The sequence below is a fragment of the Acinetobacter sp. P1(2025) genome, from assembly GCF_051390655.1.
GTDB classification, from domain to species: Bacteria; Pseudomonadota; Gammaproteobacteria; order Pseudomonadales; family Moraxellaceae; genus Acinetobacter; species Acinetobacter junii.
The window spans coordinates 1-26472 of record NZ_JBPKBJ010000014.1; the positions used below are offsets into that span (position 1 = coordinate 1).

Here is a 26472-nt window from a genome sequence, read left to right on the forward strand (position 1 = left end):
AACAGAAAAATCGGGCTTCAATAGCCAAGTGCAAAAACCTTGCGTGTACGCAAGAAAATCCTAGCTTGGGTTCCAATGGCCAAGCGTCAAAACCTTGCGTGTACGCAAGAAATGGACTGATCCCAAATTCCGTTTAAAGCAGTTCTGACAGTCATTCATTCAATTTTGTTCAAGCTGCTGCATCACAAAAACCTTGCGTGTACGCAAGAAATGGACTGATCTCAAATTCCGTTCAAAGCAGTTTTGACAATCATTCATTCAATTTCGTTCAAGCTGCTGAATCACAAAAACTTGCGTGTACGCAAGAAATTAGACCAACAGAAAAATCGGGCTTCAATAGCCAAGTGCAAAAACCTTGCGTGTACGCAAGAAATGGACTGATCTCAAATTTCATTCAAAGCAGTTTTGACAGTCGTTTATTCGATTTCGTTCAAGCTGCTGCATCACAAAAACTTGCGTGTACGCAAGAAATTAGACCAACAGAAAAATCGGGCTTCAATGGCCAAGTGTCAAAACCTTGCGTGTACGCAAAAAATGGATGCGATATAAAAAAGGGTGAGGGTGTTGAAATTTTGCTAGAAACAATTTTGACAGGTGTATATTCAATTTCGCTCAAGCTGCTGCATCACAAAAACCTTGCGTGTACGCAAGAAACGGACTGATCCCAAATTCTATTCAAGCTACCGCACCACGAAAAACCTTGTGTACTCTAACAGCCAAGTTTTTATCTGAAAAACCAAATAAAAATGTTATAATTAATATTATTTTTAATGGTAGTTTATCTTGGATTTTTTAAATACTCTAAAATACATAATGAATCAAAAACAAAATGATATATATTTTTTAATATTATTGGATGTATTGTTTTCATTAATATTATTTATAACATTTAATGCCATATCTTTCACATTGTTTGAAAATTTTAATCTAATGTCTATCTCTGTAGCTGTTTTTATATTTAGTTTTTTTATATTGGGGAAATACATACACACGAAGTTATATCTATTAAAAACACTGTTATCATTTAAGAAATACACAAATAACCCCAATAAAAACATTGGATTAGGATTAAATGATTACTTATATGCTTTCTATAAGGTATATGCGACAAATGAGTTGGATGAACAAGAGATTATATTTCAAACTGATTTAGAAGATCAGAAAATAAAAATAAAACATTTTAAAAATATTATGAATGAAAAAAATCTTTCACCACTAGGAAGCCATATTGTCTTTAATATTTTCACGAAAAAAGAATTAAATATTAGTGCTGAAAAACTAAATAAAAGCCTAAAACAAATTCTAGAAAAGAAAATACTAAACTAAATCAACACCGCACGATTGAGCCAAAATTATCACTTTTGTATGTAACAGTACCGCTTTGATAATTATCGCCACCCAACCAATAAACAGTATGTGGAATTTTATTGAAAATCAATAATGTGGATTCCTCAAAAAGACTTCCAAAAAATATTTCCTTAAACTCAATAACCACATCATTGTGTATCAATGATCGCAAGATTGGGTTGTTAGTCGGGCTATCAATTAGCTCAAATTGCTTATGACATTGCTTTAATAGATTAAAAACAACATCAAGATAAACAGGGGAAATGATTAAAAAAGCACTATTACTATTACTCATAGAATCACCAATCAATTAAAGCCAATTAACGGTTTGACAACTCAAGTAAGGTTTCCTTTTGGAACAATGATGCAAGCTCGTCAATCAAAATATTATTAACTTCACGCAACATATTACTGTTTTTACCATAATTTCGCCAAAGCTGCATTTTGATCAGATTACTATTAATAATATATATTTTAATATAGTTTGCTTTAATGGCATTACGTGAAGTAAAACTAAAAGATATATAGGATTCCTTTAGATTAATCTTATAATCTTTTGCATTAATCTTCATATCGAGAATACGCTTACCACCCAAACTATTTAAAATAGATATTGCTACATCTTTTAAGCTCATGGCTACACCTCATTATTATCTATAGTATAAATATACCATATATACCGCATATATACCACACTAAGAGAGATAGATTTTTAGAGTTATATCATGCTCATCAATAATTTAAGCAATAAAAAAAGCCTTACACTAAGGTAAGGCTTTAAGGTTCATTGTTTAACAACTATAAACAATGAAGCCATTATATTAAATTAAAATATTTACTGTAAATATCCAAACTCAATAGTTATGTTGCTTAAATGTATATTAAACAAATTGGCGAACATTAATATCGCCACTAACAATGCGATCTTCAAACGCTTTCGGGTCAAAATCAATTCCATTAAGCACAAAACCATTTTCTTGAGTTAATGAGATATTACCAATAATAGTCGGGGTAGGGTTTTCAAAGCTTGATGAATACACATCCCAATTAAAATTAACTAAGCCACAACCAACATTTGCATGACCACCAATTGATAAATCTACACTTGCTTTATACAAGCTCCACAAGAATGCTTGAAATTCATCATCCGATGGGTCTTTAAGTATAAAAGTATGGCTCAACTCAACATTGGCATCAATTGCTTCAAATCCCTCAATAGGACGTTGGATTGTTTCAGAAGCCCCAACACGTGCATCTTTTACTTCACGAATAGATTTTTCAGCACTTTCGATTTCAGCAAAGATTTCTTTTTTACGATCTGAATCTGCTGCTTTTAATTCACGTTTTAACGTGGCAATCTGCTTTTTATAGTCAGAAGTATCAGCAGATGTTTGAGAATCAGCACTTAGAATATCAGTAAGATAGTCTTTTTCATCAAGCTTCACGAAATCAATTAGAGATTCATCACGATTGAATGGGTGATTACGAACCCCTGCACCAACAGTAACCAACACATTTTCTGTTTTAGAAAAGGCATTACCAACACTTAATACACCCGCCAAGCCCCAACGACCATACAAACTAAATACAGGGTTATTTTGGCGAACAGAATTGTTTTTAGCGACTTTTTCTGTTCCCGATGTTGTTGTTACCACTTTTGCAGTATCAACACCCTTAGACAGCATATAATGCTCATCTACGCTTAGTTTTATATCATGGCGGTTTAGTAGCTCAATAACTCCATGATAAGCACTAGAACGCAACCAACCACGAATAGAAGTAGCGGGAATGTAAGGCTGACCAAAGCTATTTTTCGGCATACCATTTGTATCAGGGATAGAAACAGATACAGGAGTTACAGTAGTAAGAGTTCCAATTAGTTTGATGTTTTTCATATTAATTCACCGTGATTAGTTTAAAGTTAGGTAAGAAGCAGTCAGCACTTTCGCTCTGTACATAGCTAGGCTTATATCGAACAAATTGCTTAAGATACGATTTATTTGTTTCAACCATTTCAATAGGCAAAATGCGGGCTAATTCAGCATTTTGATCAAAAAATGAAAAATCATTTTCAACTTCCTCTATTTCAATATTTCCTATCTGACCAAATCCCTGCTGATTTGATTTGCCAATAAAACCAAGAGAGCTTAGGACATATTTAATTTTTTCAGCATCACCCACAGCATAAAACTGAACATACTGCGTAGAAATAGCATTACGTTTTGTCATTTTTTTTCGGTACGGCCCACCTTTCACCGTGATAGTTCCCGCCTTATGACTAAATGGTAGCTTAAAATCTTCCCAATAAGTTCGTGTCGCATGAACGGCTGCTGTTTCCTTAATGGTTTCACCCGCAATCCGCAAGAATTGCATAGCAGAGGCTCGATACACACCACTAGCATCATCTTTAGCTAAAACCTGATCCAACTTATCGAAATCAAACCCAACGCCATAATAAATTAAGGCATCCAAATGGATTGGAAATTTCGGCATAACTATTGGCGAGAGTATTTCAACTACAACCTTTAGATTTTTCATAAATAAAACACCTCTTTCTTCACCTCACCAAACACTTCTGCATTTGCATAGTTAGTTAGAAATCTTTTGGAAATTGCTGTTAGTAAGATTTTATTGCGTCCTACATTGCTATTCTTTTCAGGCATACGCCCATCAGCAAACCAAATACAAACTTTATCAGTAGGGGAGCGCAAACCTCGACCTAAGCCCTGTTTAAGCTTCACAACAGCTTTTTGTGCGGAATTTAAGAAGTCCAACCCAACATAAGAGCGACCTTGTTTTTCCATGTACTGCTGAATCACCCGCATTTGTAAATTGTTTGGTGGGGGAAATGGAATCCGAGAGATCACAATATCGGTTATCAATTGCTGACCTTTTAAATCTCTTAAACTAAGTCCTTCCCAACCCGAAGGTGTGATCAGAACCTTACCATCCCGACTAACAAAGCGTGGTACATATTCATTTAGTGCTGTTCCTTTTTTATGGAACAAAACTGAATCCTGATCAGAAATTTTATCAAAAAGAACTTTAGCCTCTTTAAATGAAGCACACAAAACAAGAACTGAACCACCTTTTGCTTTTGCAGCCTCAATAATACTTACGGTATTTTTAAGCCATTTATCCTGAAAAACCACCTCATCTTCCTCTATATCAATTGGATAGTTTGAAGGGTCTGATAAAACAAAGGTCATTTCACCGTAAGAAGAAGGGGCGAGTTTGCATTGATTAATTAGGTCAGGAACTTTAAACCCCAAATCAATACACACCGTATTAAAGCTAACTTGGTCTAATCGACCATCAGACAAAGTTGCCGATGTTAAAATAACATTGTTCGTGATTTGCGATATACGTTTAGCAAAAATACGACCTGCAAAGACATTAATCGTTGCTAAAGATGGATTTCTACGCACATCAGAAAAACCAATAGCACTTTGACTGTAACCATCTTGGAGCAACCAATTGGTTAGAGTTTTCTTAATGTACTTAAGCTCATCAATAGCATTAAGTTGTTTTAAGTCGGGGTGTTCAACTTTTGAAAGTTCTTTTTCAATTTTAAGAACAACATTTAATCCGTTTTGAACGTGTGTTTTATGCTTTTCAATAAGATGAGCATGTGATTCAACAGTCCAAAATTCAGCTTTAGAGATCAGAGAATCAGATGCTTTTATATCAACAACACATTCATCAAAAATAGAAACAGCTTTTGCAATTAACGATTTACTTTTAATAAAACTAGCACACTTCTGAATAGAATTTTTTATTTCAAATAAAGGACGTTTATAATTGAAATGTTGCTGACAAATACCCAATATCTCATGTGATTCATCACAAATAACAGCCTGAACAGAATCAGATTCAAACCCTAAAATATGATGATTAATTAAGGTCATGTGATTGGTAATAAGTAAATCAGCATCCTTAGCTAACTCTAAATGAACCTTATAGGCATCATTATCCACATCCTGATCCTGTAATAAACAAATATCAAGATCAGATACCCCTTTCGGGAAAGCCAAATAATCTTCCAAATATTCAGTAATTAACCCTGAACCAACAGAGCAAATATTGGAAACAATATTATAAAACTCTTTTAACTCTTGTTTGTATTGAGGGTCTTGATTTTCAGCAATAAGATTTTCACAAACAAGCTTAACCCGAGTAATAGAAAAGAATGCCTTACGACCAAATCGACATGCAGCCTTAGCTCTATTCTCAATCCCAAGCTCATTAAGAATCTTACATGCAAAAACAAAGTCACTTTTTAAAATTTGGCGTTGTAAAGAGCGAGTGTAGGTGCTAATCACAATTGGCTTAACAGCTTGCCCCTCATTAATTGCATTATTCAAAAGTAAAAGGGAAGGGATTAAGTACCCAAGTGTTTTACCGATACCTGTTTCAGCCTCTAGGGTTGATAGAGCAGTAGAATCCGATCCAAGCAAACCAATCAAAACATGGTTAGCGTATTCATGTTGCTCTTTCGTATAACGTCCACCCAATTTAGAAACAATGCCATCTTTAGAAAAAGCATCATCAATCAACTGATTATAATTCATATAGCCACCGCCCGAATCATACCAAATCCGTATGTCTTTAAACGACCAACACCGTTAAACCAAGCCGTAGAGAAAACCTCAAAGTCGGAAATAGTTGCCGTTGCCACAACATCACAACAATGAACAACCCGATTTTTTTTAGATACATAAACAGGCGCATGATATAGCAAGCTATCAATTGAAATATCAGTCAAACCATTGCGACCAAGCAACCCCAATACATACTCTTTGTATTCAGGACTATCAGCTTCATAGAACACTGTAGTGTGGCTCTCTCGATAGCTCGGCATCCGATTATTCAATCGCATAAACTCACGGTTCCGTTCAGAAGGGTATGCTCGTACTACTTCTGTAGGCAAAGTCAGTAAGAACTTAATTCTAGAGCCTTTTGCAACATCTAATTCTTCACGTATAGTTTTTACGCTAGGCAATTCACATGCAACTCGGGCAACAATCCGTTCTTCCTTTGAAGCAAAGATAATTTTTTGACCACCCTCTTTAGAAAATTCTGCAATTCCCGCATTTCTTAACGTATCAAAAACTTTCGTATGCAGATCACTACTTGTTTTACGAATAGCAAATAGATTAGCAACCAACATAATCAAACCCCACCCAAAGCCGATAACCATAATTTACGTGCTTGTGGCTCTTGAGGTAATAACTTAGAGGCCACAACAGCAAATTCCATATTGTCAGAAAAAAACTTTTGCACCCGATCAGAATAATTACTCAATCGACCATCATTCAAAGACCGTAATATCACCAAAGCTTCACTACGAACCTTTTTATCTAAAGAAATAAAGCTCTGCTTAAATTCTTTCCAATGCTGACGAGGAACAACCAAAGCACCTGTGTCAGTAGCAAGGCATAGATGATTTTCATCACCAATGATCATATTGTTTAACCATAATTCCTTGCGTAAGGTGTTATTCAAAACAAGAGCAGGGCGAGTATCCTCTAGCAAACGAACCAAAGCTTCCGCACCCGCTAATTTACGTTTAATGAAGGGCGCACTTGGGGAAACTTTATCAAAATAACTTCCACCAACCCATAACTCACAAGGATCATCCGAAACAGGTAGAATGAAATAAGCACCCTTATAATCAATTAAATTTTGGAATATCTTAGGATTTTCCCACGTACCTTGTGACAGCCCAACCAATTTCAAAGACCGAATAGTAAATATCCGAATCCAACTCGGTTCAATTGAAAAAAGATTAACCCCCTCATGTTTATAAGACGAAGTTACAACATACCCATCCTTAACAACTTCATCTGATATTTCACAAATACCATCACCACGCTGTTCTAAATCCAACTCGGCTTTAAAAGCAGGGTATAGCTTCTTTAAAATCAATTCTTGAGGTGTCATAATAATAAATACCAACCTACCAATACATATACAATATACCACAAACGAAAAATAAATACAGATAAATTATGATTACAACTCAAAAACTTATCAAATAAATATCTAGTCAGCCTTAAGATTCTTAACCAAAAAATCTTCTATCAGATCAGGACATGGAAATCTTGTTGAATCAATCTTACTTAAATTACTAAAAAAATAAGATCGCTCAAATAGCAAAATTCTTCCTGTCTTAAAACCTAGCTTCCGTTCTCTATCGGAAAGCATTGCCCTCTTAAATTTCTTTAAAATTAAGCAATACTTTCCACCTTTCAAACAAACTACCAACTTATAAGAAATACTATTTCCGCTATAACCTTTATATATGATCTGACCATTTATTTCAGTATCATTCATACAAAATAACCCATTAAGATTCAGTTAGAGTTTCTTCCTGAACAAGAATAAACTTTTCCCATAATTCAACAGGAATTTCAATTTTAACTTTACCATCGGTAATATCAGGCTCTTTATTTTCTGAAACAATATTCATCAATTCAAGAACAGTCTTTTTAGTCGGGGTTTTAGGTTTTGTTTTTTTAGGTGCAGCCTCTTTTTCAACTCCATCAGCTTCCATCAATGCAGCAGACAAAGTAGTTTCACCAAGCTGAATTTTTCGCTTAACAACTAACGGCAACTCATGCACCTTGAGCAAGTTATTCACATAAGATGCCGACTTACCAATTTTCTTAGCAATTTGGCTGACCTCATAACCACCTTGAAGTAGGCGAAAAATCACCTCTGCCTTTTCTACTGCGGTCAGTTCAATTGAATTGGATGTTTGAAGCATAACAAGTTGCTTCTGCGCTTCATCACCTCGAAACTCCAAAACCTGAACATGGGATACATCAGCCCCCATTTCCAAGCTTTTCATTAACCCTTTGTTCGATGATGACCATCTAAGAGTGTTGCTTTCTGCGTCTTTGGATTAAAGCGAACAATCATAGGTTGAACGCTATCGCCGTTAAGGAATGCATGTGCAATGTTATTAACGTGATCAATAATTTTTTGCTGATTCCAATATTCTTCTTCCGTAAGTGCTAACCCTTACGTTAAATCCCTCTTGAACCTCAATCATATCGGGTTATATGAGAATAATATCTTTACGCTTTGCATCTTCATTTTCTTTAGACTTTGCCATTTGAATCAAAGAAGCATAATTGGCTTTTTCTGTAGTCATTTTCACTTACCTTAAGGTAGATTATAAGATAGGTAACTGCTTGTCACCCTGAGTATTAATATATCATATATACCACATTAAACAAGATAAATTAACAAAAAAGTATAGGTTATTTATCAACACTAATAATCGTTCAGAGATTAATGATTAAAAAATAAAAGATTAGTTACAGCAATTTTTATTCAAAAAAAAATCATTAAATACATAAAGATAAAAATAAATATTAAACATTAAAACGCAATCCATTCAGTAAAACGCATGTTTTGAACGCAACCAATTCAGCAATTAACGCATTCTATTCAGCAATTAACGCATTTCATTCAGTAACTAACGCATTTCATTCAGTAATTAACGCATTCTATTCAGTAAAAAAACACTTATACATTAGTTATCAATAACTTATCAACACCTTATCAACAACAGGTTATTCAAAAAAATACAAGTTTTACGCAATCCATTCAGTAAACCAAAAACAGGTTATCTATATAAAACAATAACTTATGTAAATACACTAAATGAGATTGCATCATAACGCAAAACCATTCAGTAACTTATTCGATTGGCATAACGCAATCCATTCAGTAAATCAAAAACAGGTTATCTATATAAAACAATAACTTATGCAAAAATGCTAAATGAGATTGCATCATAACGCAAAACCATTCAGTAACTTATTCGATTGGCGTAACGCAATCCATTCAGTAAATCAAAAACAGGTTATCTATATAAAACAATAACTTACGCAAAAATGCTAAATGAGATTGCATCATAACGCAAAACCATTCAGTAACTTATGTGATTGGCATAACGCAATCCATTCAGTAAATCAAAAACAGGTTATTTATATAAAACAATAACTTATGCAAAAATGCTAAATGAGATTGCATCATAACGCAAAACCATTCAGTAACTTATGTGATTGGCATAACGCAATCCATTCAGTAAACCAAAAACAGGTTATCTATATAAAACAATAACTTATGCAAAAATGCTAAATGAGATTGCATCATAACGCAAAACCATTCAGTAATTTATATGATTAGCATGACGCAAAACCATTCAGTAAAAGGAAAAAACTGATAATATGAATAACAATATATTATCAATGAAGATGTTATGGCCGATCCTAAGAGTACAGAGCTTGTTCCTATCCATAAGAACACAACCATCCGTGACGAGAAGGGGGCGGTACAAGAGGTTCCACAAGCTAAGTACGTCTTTAAAAACACGCCAATCAAATTCGTTATTAAAAGTAATTTTTTTGTTGTATTAGAGGAATTAAGAGAAACACAACCAAATGCGCCACAGATACCGTTAAACCATATTGAAACACAAATACTTGCTACCGCCTTTAAGTGCATCACAGAAGCAAATGAGGCTCGATATTCATACGATGCAGATACAGTCTTTGAGATCAAGTTGGACGATTTCTGTAATATATGGGGATTGCCTAAAAGTGCAAAAAAATCAGGTTTGGTTTACCACAACATCATTAATGCACTAGAACGCTTACAAAAGCGGGTTTTTAGGTACTATATTCCTAGTGAAAACAAAATCGTTTTATCTAGTTACTTCGCATATATAACTTACACCAACCAAGTCATATCCTTTGGCTTCCCTAAACCATTCATTCCATACCTACAAGAAATGAATAAGTTTACTTGGTATTACTTTGAGAACATTCTAAAACTCATGGACAGCAACAGCACAAGCTTAAAGTCTTATGCTGTAATAATTTATGAGAATATTCAGAAAAATAAGAATATGGCTTTTAATGAGGAAAATGGACGACATGAAATCGAGTTTGAGATAGATCAACTCCAAAAGCTATTATCAAGCAACTATCCACGAAAATATGATTTCATAACTAGGGTTTTGGATAAATCCATTCAATACATCAAAAAACAACTAAAAATGGATATAACAGGAAAAGTCATAGAGAAAAATGGCAAAGCCACGAACTATGTCATTTCATGTGTTTTACCAAATGAGGACTTAGATTTTAAAGCTGCCATTCAAAGTAAGAGTGACCAACAGCCGATCCTATCAAAATTCCAAATCAATAAGTTTGCAAAGCTATTGGCTTATGATGATGAATTTTACGGAACATTTGCCAAAACAGGCGAATTTAATGATGATTTGAAAAAGAGATTAGTTAAAGAGCTATCTCAAATCAAAAAACTTGAAAAATATTATCCATACTTATTGAAAATGGGATGCTTAAGCCAAAAGCTAAACCACCACATGCAAAAAAAAATCAACAATATCCCGAATCACGAAAAATAAAGGGTATCTGACGTTTCACCATAGATTTTTAGTCGGGCTTGATGCTTTGAACTCGCTGTGAATGGCCAAGCGAAAGCGAGGTCGTGGGGAGCGAAAGCGAAGAAACGGCGGTAGCACGAAGGCTACACATTAAATAATATTAATATCGTCAATATCTTTTTCTAAAATGATAATTTCTTGTTCATCACGGCCCAAGAAAAGTAGCGTTTTATTTTTATCAATTGTCGTTTCACATAGGCAAGGATCATTTTCAATCATTTCCTCATATTTCTTAAAGAAAGAGGAGTTTGCCCCACCTGAAACAAGCACTCTTAAAAATGAAACACCACGATTGGAACTACTTTCCGCAATATTATAGAACTTCTGACCAATAGACTTATCCAAAGTCCAACTTAAGCCTGTTTCAGTGCAATTAAGGTATGCACCACGATAAACAGTAATAGTTTCGGGCAAATTGTTAAAAAACTCCCAATCATCCTCTGTGAAGTATTGTTGGCGCACATCAGCAAAATCATATCGCTCTAAAAGGGTGTTAAATTCTTTATAGAAAACAGAGCATGTGTCGCACGATTCCCATTCTTTAAAGAATAATTCTATCCATGTTTCAGAGCTTGTATAGTCACCTAAAATCAAAAGAACTTCTGTCCTTTGGTGTGATGACAAATACCCAAAAATCCTTTTACTTTCTTGATAACTTAACGTATAGCCATTCAACAGCTTCAACAGCAATGAGAGCATATCTACAAGATAACTTGAGCGACATAAATCAAAATACGAAAAAGCTTTCGTAAAGTTATCAGCCTTGTTCCGCATCTTTTTCATTTCAGCAGAAGTCCAAAACTTCAACCGAAGATCATGCACAACATCATCAGGAATACGTGCGCTAATTCTCTCAACCATAGCGTCAGAAAATCTAAACTCATCCTTTAATACTGTTGGTAAAAAATCAGCAGTTAAAGGAAAATCTACGGCGTTAGGATAAAAATCTTGTTGTTCCATATTTAACAAGCGCACCATTTAAACTTGAAGTAAATTATAACATATATACCACACCAAAAGAATAATATATTTATTAAAAATTAATAATTTACTACCACTTAGGATAGGATTTCAGCCATGTATAAAATTGCAAACATGGCGCAAATCATCATAGCTAAAGGAAACAGCAAACAAACCCAAAGGATTCGATTTTTATGTTCTTTAATATTGTTCTTTGCATAGATACGGAACCTCGCAAAAAACAAAGCTGCACCACATAAAGAGGATGGAATGATAGGGAATATAAGCGAAAACATATATTTTGGAAGCTGTATCGTATCAGCAGCAAAACGATGGTATTGATATGTGTAAGATACCAATAGAAAGAAAAAGCACAGTAAGCCCAATCCCCAAGATGTTGATTCACGAACATGGTTTGGGTCACGATTAAGAAATTTGGCTGCAAACATACATACAGCAGAAAAAAAAGGGATCAACAAAAAGCACAGGTTAAGAAAAATATTACTTAAGAAAAAGCTTTGAGGTTCTTCACCTCTAGCAAGCAAGTACACAGAGGCTAAAGAAAAGAATACTGTAGGGAAAAAATACGTCCAAACCACAGTCCATTTTTCCACCGCCGTAAGCTCACCACTATTACTTTTTTTCATAATATTCCCAATGGAAAAAACATGGTTAATTATAGCATATATACCACAATATTTTTTATAAACTAATGTATTTTATATGTTTTTAATCAATGACACGATCTAGGAAAAATATAAGGCATCTAACAATTCACCATAAATTTTTAGTCGGCTCGATGTTTTTGGCCACGCCGTTTATGCCCGAGCGAAAGCGTAGGGTGGGGGAGCGACAGCGTACTGCTTTTTAGCGATCAAGCGGTAGCGAGATCGTATTGAGCGAAAGCGAAAACAAGACAGCGCAAAGCCCCTTTATCGGGGGCTATAACCGAACTGCACTAGGGGTTATAACCGAACCCACTAAGCATAATACGCATCAGCCTCTACAGTTTTCAGGGTACTTTGGAAGTACGATAATATTTCACGGCTTTTATTCAGGTTTGCAATCAATTTATGGCAAGCTTTTAAAGTATTATCATCTAACACAGCATTGTACTTGCCGAAAGCTTGAGAAAATTTAAAATCAATTTTGTTTTTATTGGAATCAACTGTCACGCCAAGCGTACCCCGACTATGCTCACTTTCAACCTTAAAAACGATATATTGGGTATTCTCAATAAAAGTAGAGTACGAAAACACACAATGTTGCATATCTTTACCCTCTTGAAACAACTCCAATCGTGAAGTGATCGGGGTAAATTGAATTTTGTTTAGAACAACAGGTTCGGCAAACTTCTTGGTGATAAAGTCCTTATTGCTGACATTAAGCACCTCTTTTTCCTGAATCTCTAAATGCCATTTAACAGCAAGTCGGTGTAAAGATTTAAAAGTTGCCTTATTTGAAACTTGACCAACATTTTCGATAAACCTTAAAAAGTCAACAACTTCATTAATGGTGTTGTTTGCTCTAAAAGCATTACGGAACTTAGCAACCTTTTTATGTTCATCCCATAGATTAGAGGCGTGTTCATAAAAAACATTAATGATATTAATATAGTGCGCCACCGAAATTCCTTTTTCTAGATCAATTCTAAACTGACGAAAAAAGTCATTAGATAAGCTCGAAAAAACCTGAATCAGCACTGTTGATTTTAACTTAGGTTGTTTAGATTGAGCCACCCAATAACTAAACAATAAGCGGTAATTCTGATTAAAATTGCATGATTTAAACATACTTGCGGGCATGTTAATCCATGCTTGAAATGCGCTTTTTGATGCAAAATTTAATGTTTTTTCCTTACAGTTGCCCGCTACACAATCACTTCCAACACAAATATTAGCAGAGCCGATTGCCAACGCCTTGCTGTTCATATTTTTATAAGAAAACATGCTTCTATTGTCTAAATTTTTCGGGTTTTGACAAAGCCAACGCCATTTATTTGTGCTTTCTAACTTCCAAGCATCTAAAGCATCTAAACCATCTTTACCAACGATGCTATAAAAATCACTCACATACGAAAATGATAAAAAGCTATTGTGATATATGGTTGCAGCATGTAAAAGACGTTTAGAGGTCAATTTCCGCATGATCGCATATAATCTTTGGTAGAAGTTAAGGACATAAAAATATTTAATTTTAAAGTCGGTAGGAATGTCTGAATAGGATTCAGCGAATCTATGTTTTTTAAAGAAAATAATAGATGCTATAGAATCGAATAAAAGACCAAATGTAAATCTTAATTTTGAATAGTCTTTTTGTTTGGTTGTTCCCAAAGAGGGGTAAAGAATATCCATAAAGGCAAGCATAACAAGGAAAGACGAATCGCCCTTAGCTTTCATTCCACGAAACATGCTATAGAAATCACCATCAAAAGGACTGCTTTTAGCATCAATATCAACCCAAGAATCAAAGTTTTTCTGCTTCAAACTAGGAAGATCAGAATTGTCGTTATTATAGATTCTAAATTCATTAAACACGGTAAAGTCCGTACAATCCTGAAAGTTATCAGCATTGTTAAATGTATAAAACTTTTTAAACAAATAATATTTAATCCGATCACTAATCAGATATAGAAGTTCAACGATTTCAGGTTTTAATTTTCCATCATCATCTAGTCCATAGTCATGTAGATATAGATCATCAAACACTTCATTGCTGCTACATTGAGCATTATCACCTTGAAAATGACTACGATATTTTTTCAACAAAACAGACAATTCAGGTGAATATTTATTCTTATGGAACATAAAGAACCTCATAACAATCGTTATATCTTGATTCAATTATACAATATATACCACACCAAAACAATAAAATTCACAAAAATGTATGGATTGTTTTTATAGTTTTCCCAATCAAATTCAGGTATTTATTTAGATAACCGATATTAAATTTAGCACCTTAAGAACCAAGTCGGGCGTGATGCTTTGGGATCGCCGTTGATGACCAAGCGGAAGCGAGGTCGTGTCGAGCGAAAGCGAGGGCGGGGAAAAAGAAAATTTAATTGAAAAAGGCATCATTTAGATGCCTAGCTCACGCCATTCAATTTCAAATTCCTCAATCCTTTTTATGTTTCCGCAACTGCTACCCTCATGCCCTACAATGAGATATGGCTTTTCATGGTCTGATTCAATTTCAATGACAGTCCCTAAAATTTCGCCTTTCTCGAACTCGAACTCGCTCTCTTTTAAGAGTGCTGCGATCTTGGACGATGTTAGAATTTGATAGGCTTCCTTATCCCCATCAATGGTGGTGTAAAACGACTTAGGCTCACCAATTTCAGGCGGGTTGCGTAAGTCAGTTACCTTAACTTCAAACAATCTATAATTTCTCATAGCTATTCCTTTAAAGGTGTTCTAAGTAGAAGTAATCATTCGGGTCACTTTCATTAAACATAGACAAAAGTTTAGAAACAGACACTACCGACACACCCTCTATAAGCGTTTGGTTTCGTTGGTGCTTGTCAATTTGCTCTTGAGCTAAATCATAACGATCAACATCGTGAGTTTCCAAATACTCTAAATTAGCAGGGATAATGCAGACAAGACGCTCTTGCTCTTGCTCTTGGTAATCAGTCTTATAGCTTTGAACATTATTTAAAACATCATCTAGGGTAATATTCGTTGATTTTTGAATATTAATTTCGTGCTGCTCCCCAAAAATATCGGTCACATAGAACACGCCATCTTCTTGTGTTATTTCGGCATTACTCGCAATAGTGAATATTTTACGGCCCATAAAATCATGTGCAATCGCTTCTAGGTTAGTAATCGGATTTACATCATTAAGACGTTCCACTTCACTATCAGATAGCTTTAACTTAGCTTGGAAGTCACCCCAATCTGCTTCGGCTTCACCATCTAAAACAAGATCGTTAATTTCAGCGATATAAAAAGGATTCAAAATTTTTGCAAAAGTAACTTTAGACATAGTGTAACTCCCTAATTGATAAGGTTATTATATAATATATACCACACCAAGACAAGGAAATTCACAAAAATGTATTGATTATTTTTAATCACATGGGTGATGTATAATTTTTTTCAAAATTGCATAATTTGAAAGAATCCACCTAATCACATAAGTGATATATCACTGATTTTGTATAGCTTCTCTTTGTTTTACTTCCATCTAATCACATAAGTGATATACCACGTTAATTCTTAGTCTTTTAAAATATGATTTTTCCATCTAATCACATAACTGATATATCACTGATCGTAAAATCAAACCAAGTAGTCGAAGCACCATCTAATCACATAACTGATATATCACTAGAACTTTAGCGACTAAAGACATTATAAAACATAGCCTTAGAACTATAAACCCCAATTACCCCAATAGTTTAAAAAGATTTAGAAAACCCAATAAAAACAACAACATCCCGATCTAGGAAAAGTAAAGGGTATCTGACTTTTCACAGTAAAGCTAAAGTCGGGACTAATGCTTTGAAATCGCCGTTGTAGATCAAGCGGGAGCGTAGATCGTATTGAGCGTGAGCGAACCCTGCGGGGCGTTAGGCGGGTGCAACCGTAGGCTAGGGCTTCAACTTGGCAACCCGATTCAGTAGGGGAAAATTATGTCAGGCGGTTTTCATTCACAAAGGTTTTTTGCATCACCTTAAAAAAACTTTATGTGAGCCAAGATTGGTCGGAACAATCGCAACCCACCATTGAAAACAGCATTTGAGTTTGAAATGGCTAGGCGAATACATGGACGTATGAGCCTTACAACATGATCTTTTGTATCATGCAATAAAAAACGCAACCATCTGATTGCGTTTTTTTGGAGCAAAGCGATTTATTACAATCGCATTGGCATAACAACATAGCTTTCATTGTCGTTGTTTGGCTCTACAATCAAGATTGCAGCGTTACCCTCACCTAACAGCATTTCAAGGCTTGCACCGCCAAATACGCTTAATACATCAAGCAAATACTGCACATTAATAGCAACTTCAACATCCTTTCCGCTATATTCAACTGCCAAATCCTCTACAGCTTCGTCATTTTCAGTGTTATTTGACCGTAACTGCAAAGAACCTTGTGTAAAGACTAAGCGGATACCTCGCAATTTTTCATTGCTTACAGTCGCAACACGAATTAATGAGCTTTTTAGGTCATCAGGGTTAAGAATAACGGATAAGTTATTGCGTGGGATAACACGGCGATAATCAGGGAATTTTCCATCAATCAGCTTGGTTGTAAATTCAACCGTGATTGTTTCTGCATTTGCTTTAGATAAAGGGATATTCACATTTACATTAAGCAAATCAGCACCAAGTAAAAGATCAATTTTACTATCTGCTAAAGCCAATAAACGCTGTAATTCACTTACACCCTTACGAGGTACAATGCTTTGCGTTTGGTCGCCTGAATATTGAATTTCAGTTTTACCTAAAGATAGGCGGTGTCCATCAGTAGCGACTACTGACAGATTGTTTTCAGACAATTCAATCAAAGTGCCTGTAAGATAAAAACGTACATCTTGAACAGCCATAGATGGGCTTGTAAGTGTAAATAATCGTTTTAGTGCATGTGCATCAACAGTAGCCACCTGTGGAGCAGTAGAGCTAGTAAGTAAAGGGTAATCTTGAGCCGAGAAAGTACCCAAAGAAAAACGGCTTTTACCCGACTTGATAACGCAACGATGCTCTTTTTCATCACACTTAAGATCAACTAAGGCATCATTTGGTAAAGCCTTACAAATATCTAATAACTTACGAGCAGGGATAGTTGTTTCACCTGTGGCAAGAACTTCACCATTTAGGGGAATTTTAGCAACCAACTGTACTTCTAGGTCACTACCAACCAAAATCAATTGATCATCGGCAACGGTGACTTTGACGTTTGCCAAGATCGCTAATGTGTGTCTGCGCTCAACAGCACCCATAACAAAGTTTAAGCCTGACAATAATTTTTCTTTTTCAATTTTGATATGCATGTTAAATACTCCCGACACTTAATTAAGACTGAATGTAGATAGATATAGCTGTTCAATAGTGGATTGATTTTTCAAAAAATAATCCTGTTCAATATTTGCCAACAACTCACTATTGAACGTATGTAGATCAAAATATTCATCTTGAGCTTGGACGCTATCAGCAAAATCATCTGATAATTTCCATTCTTCGACAGGGAACATTTCAACGCTTAGGCTTAAACTTTGTTGATTGGTCGTGCTTTCATTTCGCATAATCAACATAGCTTTAGACTTCACCTGAAATTGAAAGCCTTTTGAGCTTTGAATATTCAGGCGATTTCACCATTCATCCAAACTTTACGGTCAGGCTTTGAAGTAGCATAAACCTTAAAGTTTTTTAATGATTCAGGTGCAACATTTAAAACAAAATTACTCATAGTGTTAATCCCTAGTTGATGTTGTCATTATACAATATATACCACACCAAGACAAGGAAATTCACAAAAAAGTATGGATTATTTTTATAGTTTTTTTAATCAAATTCAGTAACTTATTAGAATGCCCGATATTTAAACCTAACCCATCAAGCCCAAGTCGGAGCCAACGCTTTGAACTCGCCGTGAATGCCCGAGCGACAGCATAGGGCTAGAGAGCGCAAGCGAACCCTGTAGGTGTAAAAAGAGAAGCTGCGGGTGCAACTTCTCTTGGCTGATTATGCAAATTCAGGCCGATTATGTTCAAGAATTGTCTTGACTGTTGAAGCGGAAGTAATAAAGTCTAAGTACATTTCAAAGTTATTAGCGACAGAATTGATCACATCAAATATCGTAACTAAATGATCGCTAACATTTGGAAGCTCAAATAATTCAATCTCACCAAGATCATTCAATTGATCATAAATTTCACGGAAAGAAGCACCGCTAAATTTTTCAATTAAGTCTTGATGATTGGCAATAAAATCTTGTTCATCATCATTCGTATAGGCATCTAAGGTATCCAACAACTCGACAAGAACATGGTTTCTAAGCACGGTCATAGTTTTCTGATCAATACTGACTACGCCATTTTTATAAAACGCATCAAGAGGCACAAAAATATTTGTTTCTTGCAGGTATAGATTATTGTGAAATGCAACAGGATCAGCTTGGGCTGCAAAGATTTTAAAGGTCAAACCTGTGAGAGTAATTTGTTGATCTTGATTTATTTCAAGTTTTGCAAAAGACAGAATTGTGCCGACCTGTTGGTTAGGTTCTGAAATATCCATCGTGTCTATATAACTTTCAATTGGAAATAATAATTTATTAGTGATCATGGTAATTAACCTATTGATTGATATGGTGATTATACAATATATACCACACCAAAACAATGAAATTCACAAAAATGTATGGGTTATTTTTTATAGTTTTTCCAATCAAAAACCGATACTTATATAGATAACCGATATTAAACCCACCACCCTCAAGAGCCAAAGTCGGAGCCAACGCTTTGAGATCGCTGTTAATGATCTAGCGGGAGCGTAGATCGAGGGGAGCGAAAGCGAAGGGCGGTTGGGGAAGCTGTGTATGTACGGCGAATCCATACATACACAGCAATGAATCATGGTGAGCTAATCATTCGGATATAATGTTTAGTAATGAACCCATCTGATAACTCTTGATTCAGTCCGATAAGCTTCCAATTTACCCGATCAGCATATTTTTCAATAAATGATTCAGATAATTTTTGGTAACGAGAGATACTTAGCCAATCCCACTTATCGACATGACGCTCAATATAATCTTCGGACAGGTCTAATCTTCTGCTAAGGATTGGCCAATTCACTTTATCACTATGCTTGACAATAAACTTTTCGGATAACTTTTGATTTAGACAGATATTTTCCCAATCCACCTGATTAGCATGTTTTTCAATGAAGGCTTCGGATAGAGTTTGACGCTTTGAGATTGCTTTCCAATCTAGTCGATCAGCATGTTTTTCAATAAAGGCTTCGGATAGGTTTTGCGTAAAGCAAACAGTCGTGATATTTAGGCGGTTAAAAGCTTTCTCAATAAAGCTTTCTGATAATTTTTGAAATTGGCTTACGCACTCCCAATCCAACCGATCAGCATATTTTTCAATAAAGGTTTCAGATAGTTTTTTCGCCCAAGACACTTCTTCCCAATTGAGTTTATCGGCAAACTGCATCATAAAACTTTCTGACATTTCTTGTACTTCTGAAATAACGCTCCAAGAAAGAATATCAGCATACTTTCGCATGATAGTTTCAGATAGCTTTTGATGCTCTGCGATTTCAACCCAATTTAATTGATCTTTAAATTTGTCGTAGTGTTCATCAGTCAGCTTGCCCCAAGCCGACAGGAATACCCAATCAATTTTATTTTTATTCTGCTCTAACAATTCAACAGGTAAAAATTGCGCCTTAACAAGCAAATTCCAATTCAAGTGATCTGAATTTTCATTGATGAAGTCATGTGATAGTGTTCCACTTCTTGAGATTTCATCCCAATTTTGTACTTCTTGAGTTTGGATATTAAGCATGGTGATTTCCTCTAGTTGATGTTGTTATTATATAATATATACCACACCAAGACAATAAGATTCACAAAAATGTATAGGCTTTACTTATAGTTTTTTCAATCAAATTCAGTCACTTATTTAGATAACCAATGTTCGATCACACGGCGCAAGAGCCAAAGTCGGAGCTACTGCTTTGGGAACGCCGTTAATGACCAAGCGGGAGCGTTGGTCGTAACGAGCGAAAGCGAAGTTTAAGCGCACCTGTGTGACAGGCACAAAAAAACCCGCATTCAGCGAGTTTTGAGGTTTAACGTAAAGCTGATCGAAGATCACATCGTAAAGTCAAAGATAGCCATGAGAGCAGGGGGCATATAATGCAGCACCATTTCAAAAACAAGGCTACAGGCAACTTGCCAAAGAGATTGACTAACTACAGCAGCATAAAGGCCAATCACTAGGCCACACATAGCTGCGAACAACCCACCTGTACCCTCTAGGAAGGTAACAAGCCATTCAACAGGAGTACGCATAGAATCCTGAACCACATCCATTGTCATATCAGCAGCGTTGCAACTGACGTTGAATATTAGCGTAATCGCCAATGGAAGTAGAATAAAGCGTGTAATTCGTTTTAGGTGCTTCATAAACTGCAAATCTGTATTTAAAAAAAAGCCCAACTTTTTAGTCAGGCTGAATCTAAACCAAGTAAATAATCCAAGTCATCACCATAATGATAACACGACAACAAATTAAGATGAAAGTGTGATGCCTAATTGAATACCAAGCACATCAAATGCATCTGCAATTTGGTCGATCTTTGTGTTATGGCGCAAATCAAATAGGCGTTGTACATCTTGGTATCTCACACCCAATTTACGAGCCATTTCAGCATTACTCAAACCTAATTTACGCAATTCCTGAATCAATTTTACCTTAGCATCTAAGCTAACAGGCAACACGACTTTCACATCATCTTGCTCTAAAGGCCCACGAACAGGTAGTTCATTAGTGCGTGAATAATGGATATAAATAGCTTCAAGCAATTGCTCTTTAGCAAGGGCAAGGGCTTTATCCTTACTTTTAGCTTCCACATTGATTTCAGGGAAATCACGGAATGTTAGATTGAATTTATTGTCAGCATTGGACGTTAAAGTTGCTCCATAGAACATTGCAAGTTCCCCCTTTGATTGGTCAATATAGATATTTGTATGAATGAAATATCACTCATACAGCCTAACAATATAGTGTCATTATATAATATATACCACACCAAGACAATAGGATTCACAAAAATGTATAGATTATTCTTTACGAGCCAACATCTATAAGACCGTAGCCATAGAATCCTCAAGAATTTTCACTCGGTCACGTAGATTTTTCACGGCTGCTTTTGATACAAAACGGTTGTAACTAACGAGTTCAAAACAGGCATCAGCCAAAGGATAATTCTTTGGCTGAACGCCAAATCTTTTGTAATTAGGATCATCTACGAGTATCAATACCTTATACAGCAGATCAAAGAAGGGAATATAAGCGACCTTTTTATCTTCTCGTTTTTGAACACAGGATTGAACATAAGAATTGAAAAAATTAGGGGGTAAAATTCCAACTAAACGTACAGCTACTCTTGGATTGATATTTTTATCTTTAGCTGTAAGCCACCAATCCGACAGGAAGTACCTATCAGCAGCTTCACTTAAGGATGCAGTAAACAAAGCACGTGGCATTCCAATCCAAGCCTGTAACGCTTCATCCGATGAAAAACTTTCTTTCTGCAAGTTCAAAGAAGCATCCTCAAATAAAGAGTTAGATATTCTCAATGACCTTGATTGTCTATGTACCTTATCAAAGAAGTCGGGGGAGTTGATGTATTTAGGATACCAACAAAACCATTCCCACATATTTACGCTTTTTGCTTTCCATTGATCTAAGGCATCTAATCTATCGCCGTACTGACGATCTACAGCAAGCACCTCACTATAATCAAGGTTAAATTTGACCACCTTAGCAATATCAATTAACCGCTTATCTGTAAGTCGGGAAAACAGGTCGCTTTTAGTTTTAGTAAAATCATAAATTTCACGGCGACTGATTTCATAAGAAACATTAGGTTCCCGAGTTAAAGTGATGAAGATTTTATCTCTAAAGACAGAAATCAAAGTAGATAGGGATGATAAGACATTGTAAAAGTTATGCGCCGTTGTTGTCGTCTGATCTTTTGGGGGATACAAAAGATCAAATAGGGCAACATATAAAAAAAGATCAACATCACTAGCGTTTAGTGCAGCATTAACCCGATCTTTATAACAATTACTTGAAAACACATTATTGCGATCTGTACATGGCTCCCACTTACCTGACACCTTGCGATATAACTTGGGTAGATTATCTGAATCATGCTTAATGATGCGATATAGGCCCATAATCTCACAGTCAGTACAATCATCTAGATTAGAGCCTGAAAGTGGCTTAAAAGAGTTTTCGTGAAGGTAATACCTAATACGATTGGATAGAAGATTTAATAATTCAACAGTGACTTCCTTTGGAATAGTTGTACCACGCTCAAAAGTTATTTTTCTTAATTTATTATAGATTTCCCAATGATTACCAAAATTCGATTTATCAGTTAGGATATTTTTATATCGGTTTAATAATGTTTCTATTTTCACAAGAACCTCAACAATTATTAATCACATGGGTGATATACCATAGTTCTGCGGTCTAGCATATATGAAGGAATGCCATCTAATCACGTGAGTGATGTTTCGCCCAAAACGGCGATACATACATACATTATAGAACATGGGGTGAGATTAAAAAATTAATATCAGCCAAAGTAATTAGCTCTTTATTTTTTTATTTTTGGGTAAGGAATTTTTCAACTTTTCTTATTTTTTTAGTTTTATTACAGTATGTTATGGATTAAAACTCCACTAAAAGCGGGAATGAATTAGCAGTTATTACGGAAAAAATCTTTCTCGCTTTAGAAAAAATCTTTCTCGCTAAAGGTTATCTTTGGTTAATTAACAATCATATATTAATGTTTTTTTAGCCCGAAATGGCTATTTAAAATCCATATTTGGGTCAGATATTCAAAAAATAGGAAATTATAAGAATTGGAAAAAATCTTTCTCGCTTTAGAAAAAATCTTTCTCGCTAAAGGCTATCTTTGGTTAATTAATAATCATATATTAATGTTTTTTAGCCCGAAATGGCTATTTAAAATCCATATTTGGGTCAGATATTCAAAAAATAGGAAATTATAAGAATTGGAAAAAATCTTTCTCGCTTTAGAAAAAATCTTTCTCGCTTAAGGCTATCTTTGGTTAATTAATAATCATATATTAATGTTTTTTAGCCCGAAATGGCTATTTAAAATCCATATTTGGGTCAGATATTCAAAAAATAGGAAATTATAAGAATTGGAAAAAATCTTTCTCGCTTTAGAAAAAATCTTTCTCGCTAAAGGCTATCTTTGGTTAATTAATAATCATATATTAATGTTTTTTAGCCCGAAATGGCTATTTAAAATCCATATTTGGGTCAGATATTCAAAAAATAGGAAATTATAAGAATTGGAAAAAATCTTTCTCGCTTTAGAAAAAATCTTTCTCGCTAAAGGCTATCTTTGGTTAATTAATAATCATATATTAATGTTTTTTAGCCCGAAATGGCTATTTAAAATCCATATTTGGGTCAGATATTCAAAAAATAGGAAATTATAAGAATTGGAAAAAATCTTTCTCGCTTTAGAAAAAATCTTTCTCGCTAAAGGCTATCTTTGGTTAATTAATAATCATATATTAATGTTTTTTAGCCCGAAATGGCTATTTAAAATCCATATTTGGGTCAGATATTCAAAAAATAGGAAATTATAAGAATTGGAAAAAATCTTTCTCGCTTTAGAAAAAATCTTTCTCGCTTTTAATCGTAAGTGACTGTAATTTATAACTTCAATGAGTGTACCAAATAAAATTCAATCAAATTCAAATATTGGATACACGGTACATTCTAAGCAGCACCAACAAAAATGAAAGCCGAACCCGAACCTGTGAATGCGTTTTGGGATCAAGCGGGAGCGTAGATCGTGCGGAGCGAAAGCGAAGGGTAGGCTAGGCGGGAAAACCCGCCACAACCTATTTGGTCTTTTGATAGGAAATGTTTTTGAACATGCTTTGTTCAGTTGGCTTATGTTCATTCCAATGGAGCATAAGCTCATCTGTATGATCAGCCACGATTACGCTAGTGCATGATTCCCGAAAACAGTCTTTTCGGGCTTTTGCTGACGTATCTTGATCTACGACAGCAATCACATCACCCACCAAGCCATACAAAAGTTGTTTTGCCATTAACCCACCTTAGAACAGTTGTAATTGATTAGATGAAGCAACCTTTTGAGTTGCACGATTAAGCGAGTTTAACGAATCGCTGACCAAAGCTTTTGCTTTTTTAGCAAGAGCAGTACCGCTAGATACTTTACGCTCTAATTTACGCTTATAGTTCGCCATTTCACGTTCTTCTTGTATTGTCCAACGGCGTAGCTGATTGCTTGCTAAATTAATCGCATAGCGAAATTCAGAAGCCACATGATGATTAGCACCCAAGAGAACTGATTTATGAGTGTAATATACCCATGATGATTCATCATCATCACTTGGCTTAAAGTTTGAGATAAATTTGAAATTGGCTTTATGTTGTTTTACAAGCTCATCACTTGAGCTTAAAACTTGAAACGGCGTTGTTAAAATAGTCATAGTGTTTTCCTCTAGTTGATAATGGCATTATATAATATATACCGCATCAAGATAATGAAATTCACAAAAAAGTATGTATTATTTTTTAAAGTTTTTCCGATCAATATCATGTATTTATTAGCATAACCGATATTAAACCAAGCACCTTAAGAGCCGAAATCGGGAACGCTGATCTGAAAACGCCGTGAATGATCTAGCGGGAGCGTAGATCGTGCGGAGCGAAAGCGAAGGGGAGTAGCTGCACCTGTAGCAGCAGCCAAAAAAAAGCCCACTCAAGAGGAATGGGATTTTAATTAATTGGGCGAATAACGGTTAATTATCCAAGCTTTCTATGTACTCTGAAAAGGGGATCACACCATGTAAACCATTCAATAGATAATCTAATAACGTGTGAGCTAAGTAGTGCGGTGTTTTATTTAGATGTTCAACATACATAGCCACAAATGGTATTAGCTTATGAATAATCATGTTTCGATCAACAAGCTCTACAGAGTTTTTTAATTTATAAGTCAAGATCACCAAACCTTGATGATAAAGATCAAAAGAAATCACATCACCATCATTAAAGTAGTTTTGAACACTAAGCACTTCTAAACCCAAGTCAAAAATGGGTAGGGTAGGGGTGAAGTCTATATTTGCTGCACGTTCAGCCCATATCAATTTAGGTTGATTGTTTAACCAAACATGAATATCAGATGAACCTTTTGGAATGTAGTGGCTAAGTTTACCTCTAGTACCTTTTGGAAGATGCACATCAACATTTGAAGCATCGTGAATATAAAAATCATCCGTTTGAACTTCAAAAAAAGTGCCTGACTTCTGATTGCTGTGCTGAATTAATGATTCGTACAATTCATTTGGTCTAAGGTGTTGTTGTTTATGCACATGAGAAAGGAAAGAAAGAAGTAGCGTGTTTAAGTCCAAAGATGGATTGAAAGGGGATAAATATCTGCGTAGATCAATTAAAAGTTGGTGAAACTTTGGGGTGTTTACAATGGTATGGTACAGACGACTTTCCTCAACCACAGAGGAAATTAAGTTAGGATGAAACTGCAAAACAGATAAGTTTTCCTGATTATTCAGCACAAGAGATTCATTGTTAAAAAAAGACAACTTATATTTTTCAAAAATAATATTTGGATCAAATTGTGGAATAAACATAAAACACCCTAGTTTTTTTAAAAATAATTGATATTTTGCGAACTAAAGCCAACGAATTGACTTTAGTTCTTTCTTGCTATCATTACGACTTTTGCGATTGGTCGCCTTAGCTGTTTCAGAGTGATGAACACCCGATTTTTTTAGCAAAGGTGAGGTTGCTACTTTGTTTCGGATAACAATATTCTTACTCATTGCGAGTTCCTCTTAGTGGTAATAAGCATCATTGCTTACTTGCTATTATATAACATATACCACACCAAGACA

28 protein-coding genes are annotated in these 26472 nt (G+C 35.1%); 3 read left to right on the plus strand and 25 right to left on the minus strand.

Going from position 1 to position 26472, the window contains the following annotated elements:
* Positions 1–197 precede the first annotated feature (197 nt).
* A complete protein-coding gene (locus tag ACSC97_RS05355) occupies positions 198–662 on the plus strand; it encodes a hypothetical protein (protein WP_436659638.1) in 465 nt (154 codons plus the stop codon).
* Between the two features lie 151 nt (positions 663–813).
* Positions 814–1326, plus strand: a complete 513-nt coding sequence (locus tag ACSC97_RS05360; protein WP_436659640.1) for a hypothetical protein — start codon at positions 814–816, stop codon at positions 1324–1326.
* Position 1327: 1 nt separating this feature from the next.
* Here the strand turns inward: ACSC97_RS05360 and ACSC97_RS05365 are convergent, their stop codons facing one another.
* From ACSC97_RS05365 to ACSC97_RS05405, 9 genes are all read right to left on the minus strand, one after another.
* Entirely contained in the window at positions 1328–1642 is a 315-nt protein-coding gene (locus tag ACSC97_RS05365; RefSeq protein ID WP_436659642.1) for a hypothetical protein, read from the minus strand.
* A gap of 25 nt (positions 1643–1667) precedes the next feature.
* On the minus strand, positions 1668–1982 hold the full coding sequence (locus tag ACSC97_RS05370) for a hypothetical protein (RefSeq protein ID WP_436659644.1): 315 nt from the start codon (positions 1980–1982) through the stop codon (positions 1668–1670).
* 246 nt (positions 1983–2228) lie between these two features.
* Positions 2229–3242, minus strand: a complete 1014-nt coding sequence (locus ACSC97_RS05375; RefSeq protein WP_436659646.1) for an RAMP superfamily CRISPR-associated protein — start codon at positions 3240–3242, stop codon at positions 2229–2231.
* A 1-nt stretch (position 3243) separates the two neighbouring features.
* Positions 3244–3885, minus strand: coding sequence for a hypothetical protein (locus ACSC97_RS05380; RefSeq protein WP_436659648.1), 642 nt, complete (start codon positions 3883–3885; stop codon positions 3244–3246).
* Positions 3882–5918, minus strand: coding sequence for an ATP-dependent DNA helicase (locus ACSC97_RS05385; RefSeq protein ID WP_436659650.1), 2037 nt, complete (start codon positions 5916–5918; stop codon positions 3882–3884). The genes ACSC97_RS05380 and ACSC97_RS05385 overlap by 4 nt, the downstream gene beginning before the upstream one ends.
* Positions 5915–6517 (minus strand): hypothetical protein, encoded by a 603-nt coding sequence (locus tag ACSC97_RS05390; protein ID WP_436659651.1) that lies wholly within the window; start codon positions 6515–6517, stop codon positions 5915–5917. Before ACSC97_RS05390 ends, ACSC97_RS05385 begins: the two co-directional genes overlap by 4 nt.
* A 2-nt stretch (positions 6518–6519) precedes the next feature.
* Positions 6520–7290: a hypothetical protein gene (locus ACSC97_RS05395; protein WP_436659652.1), complete on the minus strand. Its 771-nt coding sequence runs from the start codon at positions 7288–7290 to the stop codon at positions 6520–6522.
* A gap of 102 nt (positions 7291–7392) precedes the next feature.
* Complete coding sequence (locus tag ACSC97_RS05400; protein WP_436659654.1) at positions 7393–7683, minus strand: hypothetical protein; 291 nt, start codon at positions 7681–7683, stop codon at positions 7393–7395.
* 13 nt (positions 7684–7696) lie between these two features.
* Positions 7697–8200, minus strand: coding sequence for a hypothetical protein (locus ACSC97_RS05405; protein WP_436659656.1), 504 nt, complete (start codon positions 8198–8200; stop codon positions 7697–7699).
* A 1422-nt stretch (positions 8201–9622) separates the two neighbouring features.
* Here ACSC97_RS05405 and ACSC97_RS05410 point away from each other — a divergent pair.
* On the plus strand, positions 9623–10792 hold the full coding sequence (locus ACSC97_RS05410; protein WP_436659658.1) for a replication initiation protein: 1170 nt from the start codon (positions 9623–9625) through the stop codon (positions 10790–10792).
* A 129-nt stretch (positions 10793–10921) separates the two neighbouring features.
* Here the strand turns inward: ACSC97_RS05410 and ACSC97_RS05415 are convergent, their stop codons facing one another.
* From ACSC97_RS05415 to ACSC97_RS05490, 16 genes are all read right to left on the minus strand, one after another.
* Complete coding sequence (locus ACSC97_RS05415) at positions 10922–11791, minus strand: hypothetical protein (protein WP_436659660.1); 870 nt, start codon at positions 11789–11791, stop codon at positions 10922–10924.
* Positions 11792–11889: 98 nt separating this feature from the next.
* Positions 11890–12438 carry a hypothetical protein gene (locus tag ACSC97_RS05420; protein WP_436659662.1) on the minus strand — a complete coding sequence of 183 codons (549 nt, stop codon included), beginning with the start codon at positions 12436–12438 and terminating at the stop codon, positions 11890–11892.
* A 333-nt stretch (positions 12439–12771) separates the two neighbouring features.
* On the minus strand, positions 12772–14328 hold the full coding sequence (locus ACSC97_RS05425) for a PcfJ domain-containing protein (protein ID WP_436659664.1): 1557 nt from the start codon (positions 14326–14328) through the stop codon (positions 12772–12774).
* A gap of 543 nt (positions 14329–14871) precedes the next feature.
* Positions 14872–15186: a hypothetical protein gene (locus ACSC97_RS05430; protein ID WP_436659666.1), complete on the minus strand. Its 315-nt coding sequence runs from the start codon at positions 15184–15186 to the stop codon at positions 14872–14874.
* A 10-nt stretch (positions 15187–15196) separates the two neighbouring features.
* Positions 15197–15781 (minus strand): hypothetical protein, encoded by a 585-nt coding sequence (locus ACSC97_RS05435; RefSeq protein ID WP_436659668.1) that lies wholly within the window; start codon positions 15779–15781, stop codon positions 15197–15199.
* Between the two features lie 873 nt (positions 15782–16654).
* On the minus strand, positions 16655–17794 hold the full coding sequence (dnaN, locus tag ACSC97_RS05440) for a DNA polymerase III subunit beta (protein ID WP_436659670.1): 1140 nt from the start codon (positions 17792–17794) through the stop codon (positions 16655–16657).
* Between the two features lie 18 nt (positions 17795–17812).
* On the minus strand, positions 17813–18055 hold the full coding sequence (locus ACSC97_RS05445; protein WP_436659672.1) for a hypothetical protein: 243 nt from the start codon (positions 18053–18055) through the stop codon (positions 17813–17815).
* Positions 18056–18485: 430 nt separating this feature from the next.
* Positions 18486–19085 carry a hypothetical protein gene (locus ACSC97_RS05450; protein WP_436659674.1) on the minus strand — a complete coding sequence of 200 codons (600 nt, stop codon included), beginning with the start codon at positions 19083–19085 and terminating at the stop codon, positions 18486–18488.
* A gap of 287 nt (positions 19086–19372) precedes the next feature.
* A complete protein-coding gene (locus tag ACSC97_RS05455) occupies positions 19373–20314 on the minus strand; it encodes a hypothetical protein (RefSeq protein ID WP_436659676.1) in 942 nt (313 codons plus the stop codon).
* A gap of 117 nt (positions 20315–20431) precedes the next feature.
* Positions 20432–20569, minus strand: a complete 138-nt coding sequence (locus ACSC97_RS05460; protein WP_436659678.1) for a hypothetical protein — start codon at positions 20567–20569, stop codon at positions 20432–20434.
* A gap of 53 nt (positions 20570–20622) precedes the next feature.
* Positions 20623–20937, minus strand: coding sequence for a hypothetical protein (locus ACSC97_RS05465; RefSeq protein ID WP_436659680.1), 315 nt, complete (start codon positions 20935–20937; stop codon positions 20623–20625).
* A 105-nt stretch (positions 20938–21042) separates the two neighbouring features.
* Complete coding sequence (locus tag ACSC97_RS05470) at positions 21043–21462, minus strand: helix-turn-helix domain-containing protein (RefSeq protein ID WP_436659682.1); 420 nt, start codon at positions 21460–21462, stop codon at positions 21043–21045.
* A 153-nt stretch (positions 21463–21615) separates the two neighbouring features.
* Positions 21616–22962 carry a hypothetical protein gene (locus ACSC97_RS05475; RefSeq protein ID WP_436659684.1) on the minus strand — a complete coding sequence of 449 codons (1347 nt, stop codon included), beginning with the start codon at positions 22960–22962 and terminating at the stop codon, positions 21616–21618.
* 1467 nt (positions 22963–24429) lie between these two features.
* Positions 24430–24642 (minus strand): hypothetical protein, encoded by a 213-nt coding sequence (locus ACSC97_RS05480; RefSeq protein WP_436659686.1) that lies wholly within the window; start codon positions 24640–24642, stop codon positions 24430–24432.
* Positions 24643–24651: 9 nt separating this feature from the next.
* Positions 24652–25047, minus strand: coding sequence for a hypothetical protein (locus ACSC97_RS05485; RefSeq protein ID WP_436659688.1), 396 nt, complete (start codon positions 25045–25047; stop codon positions 24652–24654).
* A gap of 312 nt (positions 25048–25359) precedes the next feature.
* Positions 25360–26208 (minus strand): hypothetical protein, encoded by an 849-nt coding sequence (locus tag ACSC97_RS05490; RefSeq protein WP_436659690.1) that lies wholly within the window; start codon positions 26206–26208, stop codon positions 25360–25362.
* Between the last annotated feature and the right edge of the window lie 264 nt (positions 26209–26472).

Coding starts and splice junctions, on each gene's coding strand:
- ACSC97_RS05360 (WP_436659640.1), top strand. CDS start 814: ATGAATCAAAAACAAAATGATATATATTTTTTAATATTATTGGATGTA.
- ACSC97_RS05365 (WP_436659642.1), bottom strand. CDS start 1,642: ATGAGTAATAGTAATAGTGCTTTTTTAATCATTTCCCCTGTTTATCTT.
- ACSC97_RS05370 (WP_436659644.1), bottom strand. CDS start 1,982: ATGAGCTTAAAAGATGTAGCAATATCTATTTTAAATAGTTTGGGTGGT.
- ACSC97_RS05375 (WP_436659646.1), bottom strand. CDS start 3,242: ATGAAAAACATCAAACTAATTGGAACTCTTACTACTGTAACTCCTGTA.
- ACSC97_RS05380 (WP_436659648.1), bottom strand. CDS start 3,885: ATGAAAAATCTAAAGGTTGTAGTTGAAATACTCTCGCCAATAGTTATG.
- ACSC97_RS05385 (WP_436659650.1), bottom strand. CDS start 5,918: ATGAATTATAATCAGTTGATTGATGATGCTTTTTCTAAAGATGGCATT.
- ACSC97_RS05390 (WP_436659651.1), bottom strand. CDS start 6,517: ATGTTGGTTGCTAATCTATTTGCTATTCGTAAAACAAGTAGTGATCTG.
- ACSC97_RS05395 (WP_436659652.1), bottom strand. CDS start 7,290: ATGACACCTCAAGAATTGATTTTAAAGAAGCTATACCCTGCTTTTAAA.
- ACSC97_RS05400 (WP_436659654.1), bottom strand. CDS start 7,683: ATGAATGATACTGAAATAAATGGTCAGATCATATATAAAGGTTATAGC.
- ACSC97_RS05405 (WP_436659656.1), bottom strand. CDS start 8,200: ATGAAAAGCTTGGAAATGGGGGCTGATGTATCCCATGTTCAGGTTTTG.
- ACSC97_RS05410 (WP_436659658.1), top strand. CDS start 9,623: ATGGCCGATCCTAAGAGTACAGAGCTTGTTCCTATCCATAAGAACACA.
- ACSC97_RS05415 (WP_436659660.1), bottom strand. CDS start 11,791: ATGGAACAACAAGATTTTTATCCTAACGCCGTAGATTTTCCTTTAACT.
- ACSC97_RS05420 (WP_436659662.1), bottom strand. CDS start 12,438: ATGAAAAAAAGTAATAGTGGTGAGCTTACGGCGGTGGAAAAATGGACT.
- ACSC97_RS05430 (WP_436659666.1), bottom strand. CDS start 15,186: ATGAGAAATTATAGATTGTTTGAAGTTAAGGTAACTGACTTACGCAAC.
- ACSC97_RS05435 (WP_436659668.1), bottom strand. CDS start 15,781: ATGTCTAAAGTTACTTTTGCAAAAATTTTGAATCCTTTTTATATCGCT.
- dnaN (WP_436659670.1), bottom strand. CDS start 17,794: ATGCATATCAAAATTGAAAAAGAAAAATTATTGTCAGGCTTAAACTTT.
- ACSC97_RS05445 (WP_436659672.1), bottom strand. CDS start 18,055: ATGTTGATTATGCGAAATGAAAGCACGACCAATCAACAAAGTTTAAGC.
- ACSC97_RS05450 (WP_436659674.1), bottom strand. CDS start 19,085: ATGATCACTAATAAATTATTATTTCCAATTGAAAGTTATATAGACACG.
- ACSC97_RS05455 (WP_436659676.1), bottom strand. CDS start 20,314: ATGCTTAATATCCAAACTCAAGAAGTACAAAATTGGGATGAAATCTCA.
- ACSC97_RS05465 (WP_436659680.1), bottom strand. CDS start 20,937: ATGAAGCACCTAAAACGAATTACACGCTTTATTCTACTTCCATTGGCG.
- ACSC97_RS05470 (WP_436659682.1), bottom strand. CDS start 21,462: ATGTTCTATGGAGCAACTTTAACGTCCAATGCTGACAATAAATTCAAT.
- ACSC97_RS05480 (WP_436659686.1), bottom strand. CDS start 24,642: ATGGCAAAACAACTTTTGTATGGCTTGGTGGGTGATGTGATTGCTGTC.
- ACSC97_RS05485 (WP_436659688.1), bottom strand. CDS start 25,047: ATGACTATTTTAACAACGCCGTTTCAAGTTTTAAGCTCAAGTGATGAG.
- ACSC97_RS05490 (WP_436659690.1), bottom strand. CDS start 26,208: ATGTTTATTCCACAATTTGATCCAAATATTATTTTTGAAAAATATAAG.